The organism is uncultured Stenotrophomonas sp., assembly GCF_913778665.1.
GTDB lineage: Bacteria > Pseudomonadota > Gammaproteobacteria > Xanthomonadales > Xanthomonadaceae > Stenotrophomonas.
Genome location: NZ_CAJYVQ010000006.1, coordinates 1 through 21,974, shown reverse-complemented (window position 1 = coordinate 21,974; position 21,974 = coordinate 1). Strand labels below are relative to the sequence as shown.

The window sequence follows — 21,974 nt, the reverse complement described above, 5'->3', positions numbered from 1 at the left end:
TCGCTCGCCGGGCATGGCCCGGCGGATCGGTGATCGTGCCGTGCGGGTCAGAGCCCCTTTGGGGATCCAACCCCGGCTCAGGTCTTGTCGCCGCCGCGCTCGACGCAGCCCCAGTTGAGGATGCGGGTGCCGGCCGGCAACACGCGGCGGAAGAAGTCCACCTTTGAGCGCTTCGGGTTCACCACCACCGGGGCCTTGGCCGCCAGCAGCAGCGGCAGGTCGGCGGTGCTGTCCGAATAGGCGATGTCGATATCGCCATAACCGCGCTCGCGCAGCATGCGCATCTTCTCTTCGTTGTGGCAGTGCCGGGTCGGGCCGACGCCACCCAGGCGCGGGCCGACCTCGGTGCCGATCACCGGCACATCCTGGTGCGCCACGAAGGCCAGGATGGCGCGGGCCAGCTCCGGCGGCGCGCCGGTGGCCACCACCACGCGGTCGCCCTTGGCACGGTGCGCGGCGAACACCTCAAGCGCCTGCGGCAGCAGCTTGGCGCGCATCTGCGCCTCGTTGCGCAGCACGTAGGCGTCGATGACCTTGTTGAAATCACGCGCGCGGTGCAGGCCGAAACTGCCGATCCACACGTAGACCGAGATACCGGTTCGCCGGGTCGGCAGCATCGCCACCAGCGGCCCGGCGATCGGCGTAACCAGCAGCGCGGCCAGCATGCGCAGCGGATTGCGCTTGATCAGCGAGGCGAACAGGTGGGTGCCCGAATCACCGTCGTAGAGGGTGTGGTCAAAGTCGAAGACCACCAGCGGCGCGTCCCCGCGCGGCGTTGGATAGTGCGTTGTCATGCTGCGAAGAATAGCTGACGCAGGCCCTCGCCCGGCTCTTCCACGCGCATGAAGGCTTCGCCGACCAGGAACGCGTGGATGCCGGCGTCGCGCATCAGGGCCACGTCCTGCGGGCCGAGGATGCCGCTTTCGGTGACCAGCAGGCGGTCGCGCGGTACGGCGTTCTGCATGCCCAGGGTGGTCTGCAGCGAGACCTCGAAAGTGCGCAGGTTGCGGTTGTTGATGCCGATCATCGGCGCCGGCACCTGCAGTGCGCGCTCCAGTTCGTCGATGTCATGCACTTCCACCAGCACGTCCATGCCCAGCGACAGGGCCAGTTCGGACAGGGTGGCCAGCTGGGTGTCGTCCAGTGCAGCGACAATCAGCAGGATGCAGTCGGCACCCAGCACGCGCGCTTCGTATACCTGGTAGGCATCGATCACGAAGTCCTTGCGCAGCACCGGCAGCGTGCAGGCTTCGCGGGCCTGCTGCAGGTAGGCGTCGGCGCCCTGGAAGAAATCGACGTCGGTCAGCACCGACAGGCAGCTGGCGCCGCCGAATTCGTAGCTGACGGCGATGTCGGCCGGGCGGAAGTCCGGGCGGATCACGCCCTTGGAGGGGCTGGCCTTCTTCACTTCGGCAATCACCGCCGGGTCGCCGTTGGCCACCGCCGCCTGCAGCGCGCGCACGAAGCCACGTACCGGTGGGGCGCTGGCCAAGGCGGCCTGCAGCGCCTCGAGCGGGCGCTGGGCGCGGCGCTGGGCCACTTCTTCGGCCTTGCGGGCCAGGATCGTCTGCAGGATGTCGCTCATCGTCTTCGGTTCGGTGCGGGGGCGGTGAGGACGGCCATTATCGGCCATCAAGGAGGTCAGGCTGAACCGCGCGCTCAGGCAGCCAGCGCGCGGGTGGTCTCGACATACTGCTGCAGGCGCTGGCGGGCGCTGCCGTTGGCGATGGCGGCACGGGCTCGGGCCAGGCCGTCACCGATGTCGTGGGCCACGCCGGCCACGTACAGCGCGGCGCCGGCGTTGAGCGCGACGATGTCCAGCGCCGGGCCCGGCGTGTTGTCCAGCACCGCGCGCAGCATCTGGATGGACTGCTCCGGGCTGTCCACCCGCAGGTTGCGGCTGGCCGACATGGCGATGCCGAAATCTTCGGGGTGGATCTCGTACTCGCGCACCTTGCCGTCGCGCAGTTCGCCGACCAGGGTGCCGGCGCCCAGCGAGATCTCGTCCATGTTGTCGCGGCCCCAGACCACCATCGCGCGCTCGGTGCCCAGTTCGCGCAGCACGCGCGCCTGGATGCCGACCAGATCGGGATGGAACACGCCCATCAGCACCGCCGGCGCACTGGCCGGGTTGGTCAACGGGCCGAGGATGTTGAAGATGGTGCGCACGCCCATTTCTCGGCGAACCGGTGCCACCACCTTCATCGACGGATGGTGGATCGGCGCGAACATGAAGCCGATGCCGGTCCGCTCGATGGCTGCGGCCACCTGCTCCGGCTGCAGCTCGATCACCGCGCCCAGCGCTTCCAGTGCATCGGCGCTTCCGGACTTGGACGACACGCTACGGTTGCCGTGCTTGGCCACGCGCGCACCGGCGGCGGCGGCGACGAACATCGAACAGGTGGAGATGTTGAAGGTGTGCGAGCCGTCGCCACCGGTGCCGACGATATCGACCAGGTTGGAGGTATCGGCCACCGGCACTGGCCGGGCGAATTCACGCATCACGGTGGCCGCCGCGGCGATTTCGTCCACGGTCTCCTTCTTCACGCGCAGGCCGGTGAGGATCGCCGCGGTCATCATCGGCGAGACATCGCCGCGCATGATCTGCCGCATCAGGTCGACCATTTCGTCGAAGAAGATTTCGCGGTGCTCGATGGTGCGGTGCAGGGCTTCCTGGGGGGAGAAGCTCATGGGAATGCTCCTTGGATCAGGCCGCCGGGCGCTGCAGGAAATTGCGCAGCAGGGCGTGGCCGTGTTCGGTGAGGATGGATTCGGGGTGGAACTGCACGCCTTCCACCGGGAACTGGCGGTGGCGCAGGCCCATGATCTCTTCGATCGAACCGTCGTCGTTCTCGGTCCAGGCGGTCACTTCCAGCACGTCCGGCAGGCTGTTCTTGTCCACCACCAGCGAGTGGTAGCGGGTGGCCTGATAGCGGTCCGGCAGACCGGCGAACACGCCCTTGCCTTCATGGCGGATCGGCGAGGTCTTGCCGTGCATGATGTTGCCGGCACGGATCACCGTGCCGCCGTAGACCTGGCCGATGCCCTGGTGGCCCAGACAGACGCCGAGAATCGGCGTGGTCGGGCCCAGCCGCTGGATCAGTTCCAGCGACACGCCCGCTTCGTTGGGCGTGCACGGGCCGGGCGAGATGACGATGCGCTCGGGCTTCTGCGCGGCGATCTCGTCCACGCTCATCGCATCGTTGCGCACCACCTTCACCTCGGCGCCCAGCGTCTGCAGGTACTGCACGAGGTTGTAGGTGAAGCTGTCGTAGTTGTCGATCATCCACAACATGGTCAGGTTCCGTCGCTTATCAGGAAAATGGCGTATACGTTTTCGGTATAGGTGATGGGGCCGGCTTGTACCGACTCGCCCAGGCGGGAGCCTGTGGCCTCGATGCTGTTCATCGGCGCGGGCGGCGAAGGCGGCGTCACTAGATCCCCACTGCTGGGCCAGGTGCCGGCCTGCACGCCGTAGGCAAAGTTCGGCGCCACGTCGGAAATGCTGTACAGCCCGCGCAGCTGGGTGCCGTAAGCCTTGGCCAGGCCCTGCGCAGCGTCGCGCGTCTGGGCCACGGCTTCGCCCTTGAGCTCCCGGCGCAGCGCCACTTCGCCCGAGTACGTCGGGGCGACGTTGCTGACCTGCACGTTCTCATTGGCCTTCAACGCGCCCAGCACGTCCTGCATCGCCTTCACGCTGGCGAAGCTGGCACGCAACTGGCGCGACACGCGGGTACCGATGAAGACCTGCCGGTTCTGCTCGTAGCGCGTTGCAGGGCCGATACGCAGGTTGTCCGCGCGCACGCTGTCCTCCACTGCCTTGTGCTGCTTGAACAGCGCCAGCGCGCGCGCCACGTTGTCCTGCACGCGTCGGCGCGCCGCATCGGCGTCCATGTCGGTCTCTTCCAGGTTCAACTGCAGGCCGAACCGGTCGGGCATCACCGTGCGGGTACCCTGCCCTTTCACCAGCAGATGCGGCTGTGAGGGAATGGTGTTGGCCTGCGCCCATGCAGACTGGGCCATCGTGGCCAGCAGCGACGACCACAGCAATGCGCTCAGCAGCTTCATGCGGTACTCCTTGTCTTGAACGGGAACAGCGGAAGATGCCGCGGAGCGGGCCACGGCACGGGGAGGCTTACAGGCCCTTGGCGGCCTGGGCGACGGCGCGGAACAGCGCGCGGCCCTTGTTCATCGTCTCGTCCCATTCCTTGCCCGGGTCCGAGTCGTAGACGATGCCGGCGCCGGCCTGCACGTACAGGCGGCCATCCTTGATCACCGCAGTGCGGATCGCGATCGCGGTATCGGCATCGCCGTGCCAGCCGATGTAGCCAATGCTGCCGGCATACACATTGCGCTTGATCGGTTCCAGCTCGCGGATCACTTCCAGCGCGCGGATCTTCGGCGCACCGCTGACCGTACCGGCCGGGAACGTGGCGCGCAGCACGTCGGCGTAGCTCAGGCCCGGCTGCAGCTGCCCGGTCACTTCGCTGACGATGTGCATGACGTGGCTGTAGCGCTCGATCACGAACTGCTCGCCCACTTCCACGGTGCCGGCCTTGGACACGCGACCGGCATCGTTGCGGCCGAGGTCGATCAGCATCAGGTGCTCGGCGCGTTCCTTCGGATCGGCCAGCAGTTCGGCTTCCAGCGCCAGGTCCTGTTCGACGGTGGCACCGCGCGGGCGGGTACCGGCGATCGGGCGCACGGTCACTTCGCCATCCTGCAGGCGCACCAGGATTTCCGGCGAGGAGCCGACCACCTGCAGGTCGCCGACATCGAGGAAATACATGTACGGCGACGGGTTCAGCGCACGCAGCGCGCGGTACACATCCACCGGGCGCGCCTTGAACGGCACGCTCAGGCGCTGGCTCAGCACCACCTGGAAGATGTCGCCGGCGCGGATGTATTCCTTGCTGCGCTGGACCGCATCGACGAAGCCTTCGCGGGTGAAACCGGAGACGAAATCGGACTCGTCCAGCACGTCGCTGTTGAGCGGTGCCGGATAACCGGCCCCCGGTGCACGCAGCTTCGCAGTCAGTGCGTCCAGGCGCGCCTGCGCCTGTTCGAAGGCACCGTCGACACGCGGGTCGGCATGCACGATCAGGTACAGCCGGCCCTTGAGATTGTCGAACACCGCCAGCTCGTTGGAATCCAGCAGCAGGATGTCCGGGGTGCCCAGCTCATCGCGGCCGGCCGGCGGCGCCAGGCGCGGCTCTATGTAGCCGATGCACTCGAAACCGAACCAGCCAACCAGGCCACCGGTGAAGCCCGGCAAGCCGTCCAGCTTCGGCACCGAGTGGGCGCTGCGCAGCGCCTCGACCTCGGCGAACGGATCGGCCACCTCGCGGGTGTCCACCACCTGGCCATCCTCGCGCACCGTCAGCGTGTGGCCGTGGAAGGCATACACGCGGCGCGCCGGCAGCCCGATGATCGAGTAACGACCAAAGCGCTCGCCGCCTTCGACGGATTCGAACAGGTAGGTATTGGGGCCGTCGGCGAGCTTCAGGTAGACCGAAAGCGGGGTGTCCAGGTCGGACAGCACTTCGCGGACAACGGGAATGTGGGTGTGGCCTTCAGCGGCCTGCTGCTGAAACTGAGCGTGCGAGTTCAAGACGACTTTCCTTCCGGGACACAGCGTTATGGGGGCGGACGACGGCAACGGGCCACCATCGCCACCAACGGCGTGCGGAAGAAAGGGTATGCGGGGTCGTCAGGCTGGACACCCCCTGACTGTATCGCAGGATCGGCGGGAGGGAAACCCTGTGAACCTGAACCACGGCAAGCGCCGGGCCGGCGGCGGGGACCGGCAGAGTCGGCACTACCCCTGCCCGCCCAGCAACGGGCAACCGGCCGGCAGATGCATGCGCACCCGGCCCGCCACGCAGTCGATGCGGAACTGCCGGGCCTGCACCGGCTCGCCGTCCAGGTTCAGGGTCAGCGTCTTCGGCGCGTCGATCTGCAGCCACGGCAGGCGCGCACGCGTAGCCAACTGTTCCAGCGCGGCCTGGGTGCCGGACTTCAACATCTGGCCAAGGGTGGCAGCCACTTCACCCTCCAGCTCCGGAAGCACCGTCACATCCAGCAGGCCATCGTCGATCAGCGCCTGCGGGCACAGCTGCTGGCCGCCACCGGCCTGGCGACCGTTGCCGATGCCCAGGGCGATGAAGTCGCCTTCCCAGGCGAAGTCCGGCCCCGACAGGCGTGCGTTGATCGGCTCGATGCGCCCCAGTTTGGCGATGCCGGTGATCACATAGGCCAGACCGCCCAGCATCTTCTTCAGCCCGGCATCGGTCTCCACGGTGACCTGCGTGCCGAAGCCGCCGCTGGCCAGATTGGCGCACCACCAGGGCGTGCCATCGGCGTCCACGCGCAGCAGATCGATGGCGTGCGGGGTCACCTGGCCGATCAACGCGAAGGCGTCCTGCGGCTCGGTGGGAATACCGGCGGCGGTGGCGAAATCGTTGGCGGTGCCCATCGGGATCAGCGCCAGCGAGGGCAGCGCATCGGCCGATTCCTCGCGATGCGCCAGTGTTTCCGCGACCGCGCTGAGCGTGCCGTCGCCACCGGCAGCGACGATCACATCCACGCCGTGATCAATCGCCTCGGCCACATAGCGTTCGGCGTCGCCGTCCTCCCAGGTCACCCGCACCTCCAGCTGCACACCCTGCCCGCGCCAGTGGCCAACAGCCTCACGCAGTTCGTCGTTGCCCGCGGATTTACCGTTGAGGATCAGGCGCCAGCGCGGGGTGGTCATTCGATGCTTCCAGCAGGGGGTGGCACAGGCTAGCAATCGCGCGTTCCGGGCCGGTGAAAGGCGGTGGCAACCGTTCAGACAAGCGCAATGACCGCGCCCCGGAGGGGATGCTTTTCCGTATACAGCGGCTCGTCGGTGTCGGTTTCGAATTCGTCAAACGCGTCATTTTCCTCGAAATACATGAATCGAGGATTGTTCCAGCCATCGAGCACAATGGGATGCACAACGCTGCGGATATCCGTTGGCTCGACGTGGTGGCAGGCAAATGGCAACTTACCGTGCACGGATGACACTAGGCTCAGGCGCAGCTGGCGCACCTTCATGTCATGCCAGCAGTAGAACGTCATTGCATGGCCTGCGACCTGTGCGGATCGGTGCGCGGCGACCCTGTCAATGAAGGCAACCACCTGCTCGACATCCAGAGTCACTTCCGCCGGTGGAGAGAATGTGTAGAGATTCCCGCGCGCCTCAGTGTTGATGTATTCCAGATCCATCACCAGCGCATCTTCTGATGCAGACTGAAACCACGTTTCAAGCAGGTCGGCGGCATCATTCTTCATCAGCGCACTTTAGTGCGCCTGCGCCAGTCCCTGCAGGATCACTGACGACATCATGTCACCAGGTTGTCATTGAAGACCCGGAGAATGGAAGGCCATAGCAGGGACGACGGATGGAGGCAGGATCAGCCTCCCACGAATAGAGCAGGGCCACGCCGGCGTTTGGCGTGGTCTTTTTTTTGCCATGGCGCGGCGGCTCAGAGATAGGCGTCGATCGGGCTGTGCAGCAGGCAGCTGTCGAAATCATCCACGTCGCGCAGCCCTGCCGGTTCGATGCCGTGCTGCTGCAGGAGGATGGCGAGTGCGCCCATGCCATCGGCAAACCGGCGCTCGACCCGCGTCAGCGGATCCTGCATGGCCAGGTCGTAGTCGAAGCCATAGGCGGTCTCGGTGAAGCGTGCGGCGTGGGTGACAAGACGCACCTCGAAGGCACCGTACGCACCCGGCAGGACATGCACGAACCGGCGCAGGTCGTCCTGTGCTGGAAGCTCTGCTGCCAGCGGATGCCCCTGCGCGATCCGCTCCAGGGGAGGCAGCGGCGGTGCTGGATGGCGGCGCTGCCACAGCACCAGCGCGCGCTCGACATCATGGCCGCACCGCTGCAGGTCGGCGGCGGCCTCATCCCCCGGGGCACCCGTGCGCTGCCTGTACTCGGCAACCAGCCGGCGCACGATCCAGGCATGCGCCACGGCAAGATCCCCGCCCGATTCCATCAGTGCCTGCCTGCAGATACGGATGGACGCGGGCAGCTGCTGGCGAAGCAGGGTGATGCGTTGCGGCAGGGTCAGCGCATCCACTTGGCGGCTACCCGGCAAATGCCTTCAGCGCCGCGCCTTCCAGCCGGTACACGGTCCACTCGTCCTGCGGCTTGGCGCCGGCGGCGGTGTAGAACTCGATGGCCGGGGTATTCCAGTCCAGCACCGACCATTCGAAGCGGCCGCAGCCTTCGGCCACGGCCTGCCGGGCGATGTATTTCAGCAACGCCTTGCCTGCGCCGACGCCGCGCTTTTCCTGGCTGACGTACAGGTCTTCCAGGTAGATGCCCTTGCGGCCCAGCCAGGTGGAATAGTTGTAGAAATACACCGCATAGCCGATGGCCTGGCCGTCGGCTTCGCAGATCAGCGCGCGTGCGGTCGCATCGGCGCCGAACAGGCTCTCGGCGATGCCGATCTCATCGGTCTGCACCGAATGCTCGGCCTTCTCGTAGATGGCCAGCTCGCGGATGAAATGCAGGATCAGGCCAGCGTCGGCGACGGTGGCCGGGCGGATGTTCAACAGTGCCATGTGCGCAAAAAGGGACGGAGGGGATTATTCGAGCTTAATCCCCTCCGTCCCCTTTTTGTCAGCGGGCGGCGGCAACGTTCGCGCGCATCTGCGCGATCACGTCCTGGTAGCTGGTCTTGGTGTTGAAGATGGCCGAGCCGGCCACGAAGGTGTCGGCACCGGCAGCGGCGATTGCGCCGATGTTGTCGGCCTTCACGCCACCGTCGATCTCCAGGCGGATGTCCTTGCCGCTGGCATCGATCTTCTGGCGGACCACGCGCAGCTTGTCCAGCGCCGAGGGGATGAAGGCCTGGCCGCCGAAGCCCGGGTTGACCGACATCAGCAGCACCAGGTCCAGTTCGTCCAGCACCCAGTCGAGGATGTCCACCGGGGTGGCCGGGTTCAGCACGATGCCCGGCTTGCAGCCCAGCGAGCGGATCAGCTGGATGGTGCGGTGCGGGTGGCGGCTGGCCTCCGGGTGGAAGCTGATGTAGGTGGCACCGGCCTCGGCAAAATCGGGAATGATGCGGTCCACCGGCTCGACCATCAGGTGCACGTCGATCGGCGCGGTCACGCCGTGCTTGCGCAGGGCCTGGCAGACCATCGGGCCGATGGTCAGGTTGGGCACGTAATGGTTGTCCATCACGTCGAAGTGGACCCAGTCCGCACCGGCGGCCAGGACGTTGTCCACTTCCTCGCCCAGGCGGGCGAAATCGGCGGACAGGATGGACGGGGCGATGAGGCAGTTGGACATGGCCGGGGCCTTGGGCACGAGGGGAAAGGGGTTCAGCGCTTGCGCAGGGTCTTGATGCGGTCGTAGGCGGCGTTGATCTGCCGCGACTTCTGTTCGGCCTGCTGCTGCAGCTCGGGGGCGGCGCCGCCCAGCTTGTCGGGGTGGTACTGGGAGATCAGCTTGCGGTAGGCGCGCTCGACCTCGGCATCGGTGGCCTCCGAGGTCAGCCCCAGCTCCCGGTACGGGTTCTCCTTGTTCAGGCGGAACCAGTCCGAGTCGAAGGCATGGCCGATCAACAGGCCGACCACCGCGCCGAACAGCGGATTGGGCCGGAACAACAGGGCGCCGGCGATGAATCCGAGCAGTTTTCCGTACCAGCGCATGGCGCTCCGGGGTCGACCGACGAAATGGACGCTCATTTTACGTCACAGCGGGCCCGGACGGCTTTACACTAGGCCGCCCGCTGGTCAGCGGGCCCGCCGGGTCCGTTGGGCAGCCGTATCGACAACGCCCCAGGAGTGCCCGTGCCAACCACGCTGTTGCAATCCGATCTCCCCGGCCTGCCCTTGCGCCATCGCGGCAAGGTGCGTGATGTGTTCGATATCCCGCGCGAGCGGCTGCCCGCAGGGACCCCGCCGGGCGACTACCTGCTGATGGTCGCCACCGACCGCCTGTCGGCGTTCGACGTGGTGCTGCCCGACCCGATCCCGGGCAAGGGCGAGATGCTCTGCCAGGTGTCCAACTTCTGGTTCGCCAAGACCGCGCACCTGATGCCCAACCACCTGACCGGCATCGACGTGGCCGGCGTGCTGCCCGAGGGCGTGGACCCGGCCCTGTATGCAAAGCGCGCGGTGGTCACCCGCAAGCTGAAGCCGGTGCCGGTGGAAGCGATCGCCCGCGGCTACCTGATCGGCAGCGGCTGGAAGGACTACCAGCGCACCGGCAAGGTGAGCGGCATCGACCTGCCCAACGGCCTGCGACAGGCCGAGCAGCTGCCCGAGCCGATCTTCACCCCGTCGACCAAGGCCGCCGTCGGCGACCACGACGAGAACATCGATTTCGATGCGATGGTCAAGCAGGTCGGTGCCGACCTGGCCGAGCGCGTGCGCGATGCCACCCTGCGCATCTACAAGTTCGCCGCCGATTACGCCCGCGAGCGCGGCATCATCCTGGCCGACACCAAGTTCGAGTTCGGTACCGATGCCGACGGCCGCCTGTACATCATGGACGAGATGCTGACGCCGGATTCCTCGCGTTACTGGCCGGCCGACGAGTACGAAGTGGGCACCAGCCCGCCGAGCTATGACAAGCAGTTCGTGCGTGATTACCTGGAGACGCTGGACTGGGGCAAGACCGCCCCGGGCCCGAACATCCCGGCGGGAATCATCGAGCGCACCCGCGCCAAGTACGCAGAGGCGCTGCAGCGCCTGGCCGGGATCAGCGTCGACTGATCCGCCTGCGCCCCCGGCCGGAAAGGCTGGGGGCGTTCTGAAGGCGCGGCCGCCGACGGCGGTGCGTCTGCTGGGATGGAATCGGCCGGGATGCGGTCGACTGGCATGAAATCGGCCGCGATACAGTCGACTCTACCCGGTCGGCCTCGTCCCATCGGCCCCACTCGTCGGCGCCAGCCATCCGCCGCCCCTCACCGCCTGGCCCCGGCGGGAGTATGCTGGCCGCATGCAGACCTCCACCGAGCTTGCGCGGCCGATCGACCGCTATTTCGCCAGCTACTCCGATGACCACCGCAACGTGATCAACCAGCGCATCCATGTGGTGGCGGTGCCGGCGATCCTGTGGTCGGTGGTGGCCCTGCTGTGGTGCCTGCCGCCGCTGATCACCTGGTTCCAGTACGGCATCTGGTCGGCGTTCGCGATGTTCAGCGCCTGGTGCTTCTACAACAAGCTGTCGCGCCCGCTGGGCATCGGCATGCTCATCCAGTTCTTCGTGTTCGGTTGCCTGTGCCGCCTGCTGGAGGCCGAGATCGGCCTGCACAACCTGTTCTGGCTGGCGATGGGCGTGTTCGTGGTGGCCTGGGTGGCGCAGTTCATCGGCCACACGTTCGAGGGCCGCAAGCCCAGCTTCCTGACCGACCTGACCTACCTGCTGATCGGCCCGGCCTGGGTGATGGCCAAGTTCTACCGCAAGCTCGATTGGCGCTACTGACCTGCCTACCCGACCGCAACCGTTCTTTCCTGAACGGGCAGATTCCGTCACCGTCACTCCACGGCAGGCCTGCCAGCCTGCGCCGGTGACCCGTTCCCCACTTCCCGCCCGTCGACGGCAGCCCCTGTGCGACAGGGCCTGCGGTCTCCCTGCGTGGGCGTAGGGTGATCCCCGAGGGCAGGCAGCGAGGTACCGCAGGAACGTGATGTTGCGTCGCAGAAAAAATGAATCAGCGGACGTTACATGCAATTGATCGCTGTTCGATGGGTTTCGGCGACATTTCGCAGCCTGTTATCCTCCCTGACCTGCTCGTGAATCATGGATTCCCTGCATGCTCCCCAGCCTGCCCCTGCTGCTGGTCCTGCCCTTCCTGATGGCAGTGGCCGTTGCGGCCTTCCCCCGTAGTTCGCGCTCGACTGCTGCCTGGCTGGCGGCGCTGGCGCCGTTGGGCGGACTGGCCATCCTCGGCTGGCTGACGCCCGCTGTACTTGATGGCCAGGTGGTCCGCACCCTGGTGCCGTGGCTGCCGCAGATCGGGCTGGACTTCACCCTGCGCCTGGACGGGCTGGCCTGGATGTTCGCCGGGCTGGTGCTGGGCATCGGCGCGCTGGTGGTGCTGTATGCGCGCTACTACCTGAGCCAGCAGGACAACGCGCACCGCTTCTACTGCTACCTGCTGCTGTTCATGGGCGCCATGCTCGGGATGGTGCTGTCGGGCAACCTGCTGCTGCTGATGATCTTCTGGGAAATGACCAGCATCAGCTCGTTCCTGCTGATCGGCTTCTGGTCGCACCGCCAGGACGCCCGCGAAGGCGCGCGCATGGCGCTGGTGATCACCGGCGGCGGTGGCCTGGCCCTGCTCGGTGGCGTGCTGCTGATCGGCCGCATCGTCGGCAGCTTCGACCTGGACGTCGTGCTGGCCGCCGGCGAGCAGATACGCGCCAGCGCGCTTTATCCGTATGCGCTGTTCCTGGTGCTGGCAGGCATCTTCACCAAGAGCGCGCAGTTCCCGTTCCACTTCTGGCTGCCGCACGCGATGGCCGCGCCCACCCCGGTCTCGGCCTACCTGCACTCGGCCACCATGGTGAAGGCCGGCGTGTTCCTGCTGGCGCGCCTGCACCCGGCGCTGGCCGGCAGCGACCTGTTCTTCTACACGGTCAGCGGCATCGGCGCGCTGACCCTGCTGATCGGCGCCTGGAACGCGATCTTCCAGCACGACCTGAAAGGCCTGCTGGCCTATTCGACGATCTCGCATCTGGGCCTGATCACCCTGCTGTTCGGCCTGTCCACGCCGATGGCGGTGGTGGCCGGCGTGTTCCACATCCTCAACCACGCCACCTTCAAGGCCTCGCTGTTCATGGCCGCCGGCATCATCGACCACGAGACCGGCACCCGCGACATGCGCAAGCTGGGAGGCCTGCGCAGGCTGATGCCGTTCACCAGCGCGCTGGCGATCATTGCCTCGCTGGCAATGGCGGGCATCCCCCTGCTCAATGGCTTCCTGTCCAAGGAAATGCTGTTCGCCGAAGCCATCACGGCCGGGGGCCCGGGAATCATGCGCACGGCGGTGTCGATCGCGGCGTTGCTGGCTGGCGTATTCGGGGTGGCGTACAGCCTGCGCTTCGTGCACGACACCTTCTTCGGCCCCGGTCCGCACGACCTGGACCGCGTGCCCCACGAACCCCCGCGCTGGATGAAGGTGCCGGTGGAACTGCTGGTGGTGATCTGCGTGGCCGTGGGCGTGGCCCCGGCAGTGACCGTGGCGCCGGTGCTGCATGCCGCCGCCGCCTCGATCCTCGGCAGCGCGATGCCCGAGTACAGCCTGGCAGTCTGGCACGGCTTCAACCTGCCGCTGGCGATGAGCGCGATCGGCGTGGTCGGCGGCGTGGCGCTGTACTTCGGCCTGCGCAAGCTGATCAACCTGCACGCCGTGACCAACGTCAGCACTGGCCGCAATGTGTTCCATGCGCAGCTGGATGCGATCTCCGCGCTGGCCATGCGCCTGACCAACGGCATCGCCAATGGCAGCCTGCAGCGCATGCTGCTGGGCCTGGTGCTGGTGGCCATCACCGTGGCCGCTGCACCCTACATCGCCAATCCGGCCTCGCCGAACTGGACCAAGCCACAGCCGATCCCGCTGCTGGGCTGGGCGCTGTGGCTGGTGATGATGGCCTGTGCGGTAGCCACCCTGCGCGTCTACAAGCAGCGCCTGCTGGCGGTGCTGCTGGTCGGCGGCGTCGGCCTGATGGTGGCGCTGACCTTCGTGTTCCTGTCCGCGCCGGACCTGGCGCTGACCCAGCTGCTGGTGGAGATGGTCACCCTGGTGCTGATGCTGCTGGGCATGAACTACCTGCCCGCGCAGTCCGGGCCGGAGCGGCCGCGCTGGCGCAAGCGGCGCGACGCGGTGATCGCGATCGTTGCCGGTGCCGGGCTTGGCGCGCTGGCCTATTCGGCGATGACCCTGCCGCCGAACACCATGGCCGGCGAGCTGCTCGCCCGTGCCCTGCCCGAGGCGTACGGCCAGAACGTGGTCAACGTGATCCTGGTCGACTTCCGCGGTTTCGATACGTTCGGCGAGATCACCGTATTCGGCATCGCCGCGCTGGTGGTGCACGCCCTGCTGCGCCGCACGCGGATGGCACCGGAACAGATCATGCCCGGCCCGCCGATCAAGCTGCCGGTACCGGCCGACCTGGCGCAGATCATGTTCCCGCTGACCCTGACCGTGTCGATCTTCCTGTTCCTGCGCGGCCACAACGCACCGGGCGGCGGCTTCATCGCCGGCCTGGTGCTGGCGGTCCCGCTGCTGATCCAGTACGTGATCCAGGGGACCGCATCGGTGGAGTCGCGCTTCGGCTTCGACTACATCCGCTGCATCGGCATGGGCCTGCTGATCGCCCTGCTCAGCGGCTGTGCCTCGATGCTGTTCGGCGTGCCGTTCCTGACCAGTGGCCACCTCGACCTGCACCTGCCGCTGATTGGCGAGGTGCCGCTGGCCAGCGCGATCGGTTTCGACATCGGGGTCTACCTGGTGGTATTCGGCGGCGCCATGCTGATGCTGTCGATGATGGGCACGATCAAGCCCTCGCGTACCCGCACCGCCCGCAAGGGTGAGATCGACCTGCAACGCCGTTCGGCACGCACCGGGGAGATGCACTGATGGAACTGGCCCTGGCTACCGCGATCGGCGTACTGACTGCCATCGGCATCTACCTGCTGCTGCGTGCGCGCAGCTTCGATGTGATCCTCGGCATGACCTTCCTGTCCTACGCCACCAACCTGCTGATCTTCGCCGGTGGCCGCGTGGTGCTGGGCAAGGCGCCGGTGCTGCAGGAAGGTGTGGACAGCCACCTCGGCAATTACACCGACCCGTTGCCGCAGGCCCTGGTGCTGACTGCGATCGTGATCGCCTTCGCGATGACTGCGGTCAGCATCGTGCTGGCCATGCGCAGCCGCAGCGACAACCACAGCGACCACGTGGACGCCCACGAGCCTGAAGACGACCTGCAGGATGAGAGCGTGCCGCCGCGCCAGGGCGAGGACCGCGCATGAACCATCTGGTGATCCTGCCGATCCTGATTCCGCTGCTGGGTGCTGCGCTGTCGCTGTTCGTCGAACACCGTCGCTACGGCCCGAGGGTGCAGCGCGCGGTGGCCTGGACCGCGCTGTCGGCGCTGGCGCTGGCGGTGGGCCTGCTGTTTGCCAGCACGGCCAGCGGTGAAATCAACGTCTACCTGCTGGGCGACTGGCCATCGCGGCTGGGCATCGCGCTGGTGGCCGACCGGCTGTCGGCGTGGATGCTGCTGACCACCCTGCTGCTGGCCATTCCCTGCCTGCTGCACGCCTGCTCGGGCTGGGACCGGCGTGCACCGCACTTCCATGCGCTTTTCCAGTTCCAGCTGGTCGGCCTGAACGGCGCGTTCCTCACCGGCGACATCTTCAACCTGTTCGTGTTCTTCGAGGTGATGCTGATCGCCTCCTACGGCCTGCTGCTGAGCGGTGGCCGCGGCCTGCGCATGCGCATCGGCCTGCACTACGTGGTGTTCAACGTCACCGCCTCGACCCTGTTCCTGATCGCACTGGGCCTGCTGTACGCCTCGCTGGGTTCGTTGAACATGGCCGAGCTGTCGCAGCGCATCGCGCAGGTGCCGCCGGCGCAGCTGACCCTGGTAAAGGCCACGATGGGCCTGTTGCTGCTGGTGTTCTGCGCCAAGGCCGCACTGATGCCGCTGTACCTGTGGCTGCCGGAAGCCTATTCGCGCGCACCGGCGGCGGTGGCCGCGCTGTTCGCGATCATGACCAAGGTGGGCTTGTACTCGGTGCTGCGCATCCAGATGCTGTGGTTCGGCGATGACGCCGGTGCGATGGCCGGCTACGGCCGCGACTGGCTGCTGTGGGCCGGCGTGGCGACGCTGGTGCTCGGCGGCCTCGGTGCGATGGCCGCGACCCGCCTGCGCGTGCTGATCTCGTACCTGGTGATCGTCTCGGCGGCCACGCTGTTCATCGCCTTCTCGGTGGGGACACCGCAGGTGCTCTCGGCCGGTCTGTACTACCTGCCGCACAGCAGCTTCGTCGCTGCCGCGCTGTTCCTGATCGCCGATCTGATCCGTCGCCGTCGTGGCGGCGCCAGCGACCGCAAGGAGGTGGTCGCGCCAATGCCGGGCAAGGAAACACCGGCGGTGCTGTTCCTGGTCGGCGCGGTATCGGTCGCCGGCCTGCCGCCGCTGTCCGGCTTCCTGGCCAAGGCCGCGCTGCTGGCCGGCATGCCGGCGCAATACACCGGCCCGGTCTGGACCGCAGTGCTGGCCAGCAGCCTGCTGGTGATCATGGGCCTGACCCGCGGCGGCATCCGCCTGTTCTGGCGCGTGCCACCGGTCGATCCGGAGGCACCGAAGCCGCGCAAGGCACGCCTGCGCCGGGTCGAGCTGTACGCCGCCTGCATCCTGCTGGGCTACGGCATCGGCATGACCCTGGCTGCCGCCCCGCTGATGCGCTACACCGACGCCACCGCTGCACAGCTCCTGCACCCCAGCGAGTACGTGCAGCAGCTGCGCGCGACCACGCCGGAGATCCGCCAGCCATGACCGCCCAGCGCTCCCTGTTCCGCCGCATCATTCCCTCGCCGATGCTCAGCATCATGGTGGTGGCGTTCTGGCTGCTGATGTCCGACAGCTTCACTCTCGGCCAGATCGTGCTGGGCCTGTTGCTGGGCGTGGTGGTGCCACTGTTCGCCGCACGCCTGGACCGCGAGTTCGCCCGCATCGGTACGCTGCGGCCGGTGCCCAAGCTGCTGTGCGTGACCCTGTGGGACATCCTGATGTCCAACATCCGCGTCGCCCTGCAGGTGCTCGGCCCGGAGAAGAAGATCCACCCGGGCTTCATCTGGCTGCCGCTGGACATCGCCAACATCCACGGCATCGCCGCGCTGACCAGCATGATCACGCTGACCCCGGGCACCGTCTCGGCCGCGCTCAGCGACGACCGCAAGTACCTGCTGGTGCACGTGCTGCACCTGGAGGACCCGCAGGACCTGATCGATACGATCAAGCGCCGTTACGAGGCGCCGTTGATGGAGATCTTCCCATGACCGGTTTTGAAGTCATCCAGACCACCCTGGTCGTGTGCATGCACGTGGTCGGCCTGGCCATGCTGCTGGCCACCTGGCGCCTGCTGCGCGGGCCGACCGTGCCCGACCGCATCCTCGCGCTGGATACCCTGTCGGTGACAGCGATCGCCGAGCTGATGCTGTTCGGCATGTACCTCAACTCGCCGATCTACTTCGAGGCCGCGCTGATCATCGCCATGCTGGGCTTCGGCAGCACCGTCGTGCTGAGCAAGTTCGTGCTGCGCCGGGACATCGTCGAATGATCACCGCGATCCAGATCGGCCTGTCGATCCTGCTGCTGTTCGGCTGCTTCTTCATCCTGGTCGGTGCACTGGGCCTGGTGAAGCTGTCCACCTTCTTCAAGCGCCTGCACGCACCAACCAAGGCCAGCACGCTGGGCGTGGGCTGCGTGCTGGTATGTTCGGTCTGCTACCACATCTTCCTGGGCCAGGACCCGCAGCCGCGCGAGCTGCTGATCACCGTGTTCCTGTTCATCACCGCGCCGATCAGCGCGCACATGATGGCCAAGGCCGCGCTGTCGCTGCTGATGGAAACCCGCCCCAGCCTGCCGGGCAACGAGCCGGCCGCCGAGGAGCAGCTGCCGCCGCCAGAGCCGGTGCGGGAAGAAGAAACCACGCAGAACCGGTAGTGCAGGCCGCTGGCAGGCAGTCGCAAGGGTTCCGTCAGAGGCAATGAGGTTGCCGGCCAGCGGCCGGCACTAGCTCATGCCAGGCCGACCAGCAGCAGTTCCAGCACGAACCAGCCGACGAATGCGACCAGCAGGATGCCGCCTTCGCCTCGGCTGATCTTCAGGTCGCCGCGCAGCATCGGGTACAGCACCAGCGCGAACGCCAGCAACGCGGGCAGTTCCAGACGCACGAACGAGGCCGGCAGTGCCAACGGCTGCAGCAGCGCCATCGCGCCGATCACCAGCAGCAGGTTGACCGCGCTCGAGCCCAGTACGTGCCCCAGCACCATGTCGCCATGCCCGCGGCGCGCGGCGGCGATGGCGGTGGCCACTTCCGGCAGCGCGGTGCCGATTGCCACCGGCAGCAGGCCGACCAGCAGCGGGGTCCAGCCCAGCGCAGCACCGAAGTCGGCGGCAGACCCCACCACCAGGCGCGCCCCCCAGTACAGCGCCAGCGCCGCGATCAACACCCTCAGTACGTTCAACGGCAGGCTGGTGCGGCTCAACGCGGATTCGGCAATGGCCGCCTGCACCGCGGCGTTCTCGCTGCGACCACGGCGCAGCAGCACGACCTGCACGACGATGAAGCCGGCCACCAGCACGGCGCCTTCCCATCGCGCCAGGCGGCCATCCAGGCCGAACAGGATCAGCAGCATGCCGGCCGCCAGCAGCGACCACCACAGCACCGTCTGCAGGCGTGCGCGCAGCAGCAGCGGCGCGGCAATGGCCGCCATGGCCAGGGTCAGGCCGAGGTTGACGATGCTGCTGCCCACCGCATTGCCCAGCGCCAGTTCCGGCTGACCCACCGCCAGTGCGCGCGCGTTGACCGCAAGTTCCGGCAACGAGGTGGCCACCCCGAGCAGCAGCAGGCCCGCGGTGAAGGGCGTGGCCCCGACGCGTTGGGCCAGGCCGGACACGGCCTTGACGATGGAGTCCCCGCCCAGCGCCAGCAGCAGCAGGCCAAGCAGGAACCAGGCAATGGCAATGGCGATCATCGAGCACTCCCCCAGCGGTCGTGGCGCGATTCTACGCGTGGCCCACCCTTGGCGGGTGAGCCACGGCGGCCGTGGTCAGCCGCAGCCTTCCACGTAATCCACCTGCGGGGTCTGGCCGACCCGCCAGCTGCCGACCTTGCCGTCGGCGCCCAGCGCGAAATCGATGATGGCCGCGCCGTCCTGGGCCGGGCGCACGCGCAGGTGCTGGGCCTTCTCGTCGTACTTGTCCGGGCCGACGTCGGCGCGCTCGGGGTACAGCAGCTGCAGCTCGCCCAGGGTCATGCCGACCTTGCCGCCGCCCGGGGCGACGATGCCGGTGCTGCGTACGTCGTAGCGCACCAGCTTGCGGCCCTCGATCATCAGGCGCGGGTCCTCGGCATCCTGCGGGCGCAGGAAATAGCAGCCGTCGTTGTTGTCATCGGCCGGCAGCGGCTTGCCTGCCGCATCGGTGCCCAGGCCCTGCAGCGGCGTGCCGAAGCCACTGCGCACCTCGGCGATACCTGCGCCCAGCTTCGCGCCGGCGTAGCCGTCCAGCCGCGCAGGGCTGTCGGTGCGGGGATCGGCCGGCGACCGGGTCGCCAGATCGGCATCGGCCGCTGCAGTGGGCGGCGTCGCGCCCTTGGCTGGGGCCTCAGCGGGTGCTTCAGGCGCACGGCCGCAAGCGGCGAGCGAAAGGAGCAGAAGACCAGCAAGTGGAAGATGCTTCATCGGTGCGGTTCCTTGGCACGTGGTTGGCTGCACGCTAGCGCAGCGCGCGTGCAGGCGCTGCATTGTCATCGCCGTTTCATGCCCCGCGTTCAGGCTCGGCGTGCACCGACTTGGCTGTCCCTCCCATGCAACCGCGCAAGACCGACCTCGCCCGAACCGCGCTGCAGGCCCACCGCGCGCCGCTGGACATGCGCCAGCGCCGGCTGCTGATCCTGTGCGACGGCCAGCGCACCGTTGCCGACCTGACCGGCCTGCTGGGCCAGGAAGCACCGGCGATGGTCATGCAACTGGTGCAGGCGGGCTACCTGAGCGCGGGTTCAGCCGGTGCGGACGCTGCGCCTGCGGCCGTCGCCGCACCGCGTGCCACCGTGGCGGCTCCCGTGCCGGTGGCAGAAGCAGCCACGCCGGTCGAGCGCCGTCGCTCGCTGGTGGCCGCGCGCATCTACGTGCTGGGCATCCTGGAGATGCAGCGGCATCCACAGGCAGCGGCGCTGTTCCGCGACCTGCAACAGGCACGCGCGGAGGATGAGGTACTGCAGCGGCTGCAGTCGGCAATGCGGCTGCTGCCTGCGCTGACTTCGGAGGGCTATTGCCAGCGCGTGCGACAGCGCCTGCTGGAGGCGTTGCCGCTGGAGCATTGCGACGCGTTTGCCGAGGTCGCGTAAGCGCAGGTTCCGGCGGTAATCATCCACGCGTGGCGTGGATGCGGTCACGGCCCGTACCGACCAAGGTCGGCACCTACCTAGCGGGACGACCGGAAGTTGTTGCGCAGGCCGTTCCAGCACTGCTGGTAATCGCCCTGGCGATGGCCGGCAGCCAGCGCCTGCGCGGTCGGGCGGATCACCGCGCGGGTCTCGAACATGAAAGCCATCGTATCCTTGATCACATCCGCCCTGGACAGGTCGGCATTGGACGCCTTGTCGAAGGTCGGTGCATCCGGGCCGTGGCCGCTCATGCAGTTGTGCAGCGAGGCGCCGCCTGGCACGAAGCCTTCGGCCTTGGCGTCGTAGGCACCGTGCACCAGGCCCATGAATTCGCTGGCGATGTTGCGGTGGAACCACGGCGGCCGGAACGTGTTCTGCGCCACCAGCCAGCGCGGTGGGAAGATCGCGAAGTCCATGTTGCTGGTACCCGGCGTGTCGCTGGGCGAATGCAGCACCAGGAAGATCGACGGGTCCGGGTGGTCGTAGCTGATCGAGCCGATGGTGTTGAAGCGACGCAGGTCGTAGCGGTACGGCGCGTAGTTGCCGTGCCAGGCCACCACGTCCAGCGGCGAATGATCGATCGGCGCGCGCCACAGGCGGCCCTCGAACTTGGCGATCAGTTCGAAGTCGCCATCCACATCCTCGAACGCCGCATGCGGGGTCTCGAAGTCGCGCGGATTGGCCAGGCCGTTGGAGCCGATCGGGCCGAGGTCAGGCAGCTTCAGCAGCGCGCCGTAGTTCTCGCAGATATAGCCACGGCTCGGACCATCGGGCAGCTCCACGCGGAAGCGCACGCCGCGCGGGATCACCGCGATCTGCTGCGGTTCGATCTCGATCACGCCCATTTCGGTCAGCAGGCGCAACGCGCCCAGCTGCGGCACGATCAGCAGCTCGCCGTCGGCGTTGTAGAAATAGCGGCCGACCATGTCGCGGTTGGCGGCATACAAATGGATGCCCAGGCCGGCATGCGCATCGGGCGAGCCATTGCCGCCCATCGTGTACAGGCCTTCAACGAAGTCGGTCGGCAGTTCCGGCAGCGGCAGCGGGCTCCAGCGCAGCTGGTTCGGTGAGGCCGGCTGCGCGCCGAAATCGCACTGCAGCTGCGACTGCGCGAACGGGGTGAACTCACCATGGGCCACCGCCGGGCGGATCCGGTACAGCCAGCTGCGGCGGTTGCTGCCGCGCGGCGCGGTGAAGGCGGTGCCGGTCAGCTGTTCGGCGTACAGGCCGTGGGCCACCTTCTGCGGTGAGTTCTGCCCAACCGGCAGCGCGCCGGCAACGGCCTCGGTGGCGAACTCGTTGCCGAAGCCGGACTGGTAACCGCGGGCGGTGATGGCGCTGGACATGGGGGCTCCTGGATACAGCAAAACCGGAACAGAAAGCAGCCGAGCATGGCTCGGCTCTACAGATGGGCAGGCGCCGGGACTGGCCCGGCGCTGCTGATGACGTTACAGCACGCCGCGGCGGATCTGGTCGCGCTCGATGCTCTCGAACAGCGCGGTGAAGTTGCCTTCGCCGAAGCCTTCGTTGCCCTTGCGCTGGATGATCTCGAAGAAGATCGGGCCAAAGGTGTCCTGGGTGAAGATCTGCAGCAGCAGGCCTTCCTCGTCCGAACCGTCGATCAGGATGCGGTTCTTGCGCATCCGCTCCACGTCCTCGCCATGGTTGGGCAGGCGCTTGTCGATCAGTTCGAAATAGGTCTCGATCGTGTCCTGGAAGGCGACGCCGCGTTCCTTCATCGCCTCGACCGTCTCGAAGATGTTCTCGGTCGTCAGGGCGATGTGCTGGATGCCTTCGCCGTTGT

The 21,974-nt window shown here is 67.3% G+C and carries 24 protein-coding genes and 1 pseudogene; 9 read left to right on the top strand and 16 right to left on the bottom strand.

From position 1 onward, the window contains the following. Positions 1-77: 77 nt before the first annotated feature. The 12 genes from QZ853_RS07380 to QZ853_RS07325 all read right to left on the bottom strand — a co-directional run bounded on the left by QZ853_RS07380 (position 78) and on the right by QZ853_RS07325 (position 9,690). The gene (locus tag QZ853_RS07380; RefSeq protein ID WP_295571689.1) at positions 78-794 is read right to left on the bottom strand and encodes a haloacid dehalogenase-like hydrolase; all 717 of its coding nucleotides are present in this window, start codon (positions 792-794) and stop codon (positions 78-80) included. Beyond that, entirely contained in the window at positions 791-1,585 is a 795-nt protein-coding gene (trpC, locus tag QZ853_RS07375; RefSeq protein ID WP_295571688.1) for an indole-3-glycerol phosphate synthase TrpC, read from the bottom strand. The genes QZ853_RS07380 and trpC overlap by 4 nt, the downstream gene beginning before the upstream one ends. Before the next feature lie 74 nt (positions 1,586-1,659). Further along, positions 1,660-2,691, bottom strand: coding sequence for an anthranilate phosphoribosyltransferase (trpD, locus tag QZ853_RS07370; RefSeq protein ID WP_295571687.1), 1,032 nt, complete (start codon positions 2,689-2,691; stop codon positions 1,660-1,662). A 16-nt stretch (positions 2,692-2,707) separates the two neighbouring features. Next, on the bottom strand, positions 2,708-3,295 hold the full coding sequence (locus QZ853_RS07365; protein ID WP_014038739.1) for an aminodeoxychorismate/anthranilate synthase component II: 588 nt from the start codon (positions 3,293-3,295) through the stop codon (positions 2,708-2,710). A 2-nt stretch (positions 3,296-3,297) separates the two neighbouring features. Next, positions 3,298-4,068: an SIMPL domain-containing protein gene (locus tag QZ853_RS07360; RefSeq protein WP_295571686.1), complete on the bottom strand. Its 771-nt coding sequence runs from the start codon at positions 4,066-4,068 to the stop codon at positions 3,298-3,300. Positions 4,069-4,135: 67 nt separating this feature from the next. Continuing rightward, a complete protein-coding gene (gene trpE / locus QZ853_RS07355) occupies positions 4,136-5,611 on the bottom strand; it encodes an anthranilate synthase component I (RefSeq protein ID WP_295571684.1) in 1,476 nt (491 codons plus the stop codon). 207 nt (positions 5,612-5,818) lie between these two features. After that, a complete protein-coding gene (gene yegS / locus QZ853_RS07350) occupies positions 5,819-6,754 on the bottom strand; it encodes a lipid kinase YegS (protein ID WP_295571683.1) in 936 nt (311 codons plus the stop codon). Positions 6,755-6,828: 74 nt separating this feature from the next. Then, positions 6,829-7,314, bottom strand: coding sequence for a hypothetical protein (locus QZ853_RS07345; RefSeq protein ID WP_295571681.1), 486 nt, complete (start codon positions 7,312-7,314; stop codon positions 6,829-6,831). A 194-nt stretch (positions 7,315-7,508) separates the two neighbouring features. Then, positions 7,509-8,108: a hypothetical protein gene (locus tag QZ853_RS07340; protein WP_295571680.1), complete on the bottom strand. Its 600-nt coding sequence runs from the start codon at positions 8,106-8,108 to the stop codon at positions 7,509-7,511. Positions 8,109-8,115: 7 nt separating this feature from the next. Continuing rightward, positions 8,116-8,595, bottom strand: a complete 480-nt coding sequence (locus tag QZ853_RS07335; RefSeq protein WP_295571679.1) for a GNAT family N-acetyltransferase — start codon at positions 8,593-8,595, stop codon at positions 8,116-8,118. 58 nt (positions 8,596-8,653) lie between these two features. Then, positions 8,654-9,328, bottom strand: a complete 675-nt coding sequence (gene rpe, locus QZ853_RS07330; RefSeq protein ID WP_295571678.1) for a ribulose-phosphate 3-epimerase — start codon at positions 9,326-9,328, stop codon at positions 8,654-8,656. 32 nt (positions 9,329-9,360) lie between these two features. Beyond that, positions 9,361-9,690, bottom strand: a complete 330-nt coding sequence (locus tag QZ853_RS07325) for a DnaJ domain-containing protein (RefSeq protein WP_295571676.1) — start codon at positions 9,688-9,690, stop codon at positions 9,361-9,363. Positions 9,691-9,831: 141 nt separating this feature from the next. On the opposite strand from QZ853_RS07325, the gene QZ853_RS07320 reads away from it, so the two are divergent. The 8 genes from QZ853_RS07320 (at position 9,832) to QZ853_RS07285 (ending at position 17,724) form a co-directional block, all read left to right on the top strand. Further along, positions 9,832-10,758, top strand: coding sequence for a phosphoribosylaminoimidazolesuccinocarboxamide synthase (locus QZ853_RS07320; protein ID WP_295571674.1), 927 nt, complete (start codon positions 9,832-9,834; stop codon positions 10,756-10,758). 226 nt (positions 10,759-10,984) lie between these two features. Continuing rightward, the gene (locus tag QZ853_RS07315; protein ID WP_295571672.1) at positions 10,985-11,470 is read left to right on the top strand and encodes an Mpo1-like protein; all 486 of its coding nucleotides are present in this window, start codon (positions 10,985-10,987) and stop codon (positions 11,468-11,470) included. Positions 11,471-11,801: 331 nt separating this feature from the next. Beyond that, entirely contained in the window at positions 11,802-14,630 is a 2,829-nt protein-coding gene (locus QZ853_RS07310) for a monovalent cation/H+ antiporter subunit A (protein ID WP_295571670.1), read from the top strand. Then, positions 14,630-15,022, top strand: a complete 393-nt coding sequence (locus tag QZ853_RS07305; RefSeq protein ID WP_295571668.1) for a Na+/H+ antiporter subunit C — start codon at positions 14,630-14,632, stop codon at positions 15,020-15,022. Before QZ853_RS07310 ends, QZ853_RS07305 begins: the two co-directional genes overlap by 1 nt. Beyond that, on the top strand, positions 15,019-16,554 hold the full coding sequence (locus QZ853_RS07300; RefSeq protein WP_295571666.1) for a monovalent cation/H+ antiporter subunit D: 1,536 nt from the start codon (positions 15,019-15,021) through the stop codon (positions 16,552-16,554). The genes QZ853_RS07305 and QZ853_RS07300 overlap by 4 nt, the downstream gene beginning before the upstream one ends. After that, entirely contained in the window at positions 16,551-17,057 is a 507-nt protein-coding gene (locus QZ853_RS07295; protein ID WP_295571664.1) for a Na+/H+ antiporter subunit E, read from the top strand. Before QZ853_RS07300 ends, QZ853_RS07295 begins: the two co-directional genes overlap by 4 nt. Beyond that, on the top strand, positions 17,054-17,338 hold the full coding sequence (locus QZ853_RS07290) for a K+/H+ antiporter subunit F (RefSeq protein ID WP_005411334.1): 285 nt from the start codon (positions 17,054-17,056) through the stop codon (positions 17,336-17,338). Before QZ853_RS07295 ends, QZ853_RS07290 begins: the two co-directional genes overlap by 4 nt. Further along, on the top strand, positions 17,335-17,724 hold the full coding sequence (locus QZ853_RS07285; protein ID WP_049401677.1) for a Na+/H+ antiporter subunit G: 390 nt from the start codon (positions 17,335-17,337) through the stop codon (positions 17,722-17,724). Before QZ853_RS07290 ends, QZ853_RS07285 begins: the two co-directional genes overlap by 4 nt. A gap of 74 nt (positions 17,725-17,798) precedes the next feature. Here QZ853_RS07285 and QZ853_RS07280 read toward each other — a convergent pair whose 3' ends face one another. Together QZ853_RS07280 and QZ853_RS07275 are read right to left on the bottom strand one after the other, a co-directional pair. Beyond that, a complete protein-coding gene (locus QZ853_RS07280) occupies positions 17,799-18,758 on the bottom strand; it encodes a sodium:calcium antiporter (RefSeq protein ID WP_295571663.1) in 960 nt (319 codons plus the stop codon). A gap of 75 nt (positions 18,759-18,833) precedes the next feature. Beyond that, on the bottom strand, positions 18,834-19,466 hold the full coding sequence (locus QZ853_RS07275; protein ID WP_295571662.1) for a hypothetical protein: 633 nt from the start codon (positions 19,464-19,466) through the stop codon (positions 18,834-18,836). Positions 19,467-19,591: 125 nt separating this feature from the next. Between QZ853_RS07275 and QZ853_RS07270 the strand changes: the two genes are divergently transcribed. Next, positions 19,592-20,131 carry a hypothetical protein gene (locus QZ853_RS07270; protein WP_295571660.1) on the top strand — a complete coding sequence of 180 codons (540 nt, stop codon included), beginning with the start codon at positions 19,592-19,594 and terminating at the stop codon, positions 20,129-20,131. Positions 20,132-20,208: 77 nt separating this feature from the next. Here QZ853_RS07270 and hmgA read toward each other — a convergent pair whose 3' ends face one another. Together hmgA and QZ853_RS07260 are read right to left on the bottom strand one after the other, a co-directional pair. Further along, on the bottom strand, positions 20,209-21,516 hold the full coding sequence (gene hmgA / locus QZ853_RS07265; RefSeq protein WP_295571658.1) for a homogentisate 1,2-dioxygenase: 1,308 nt from the start codon (positions 21,514-21,516) through the stop codon (positions 20,209-20,211). Between the two features lie 102 nt (positions 21,517-21,618). Beyond that, positions 21,619-21,974, bottom strand: a pseudogene (locus tag QZ853_RS07260) (4-hydroxyphenylpyruvate dioxygenase); the annotation flags it as partial.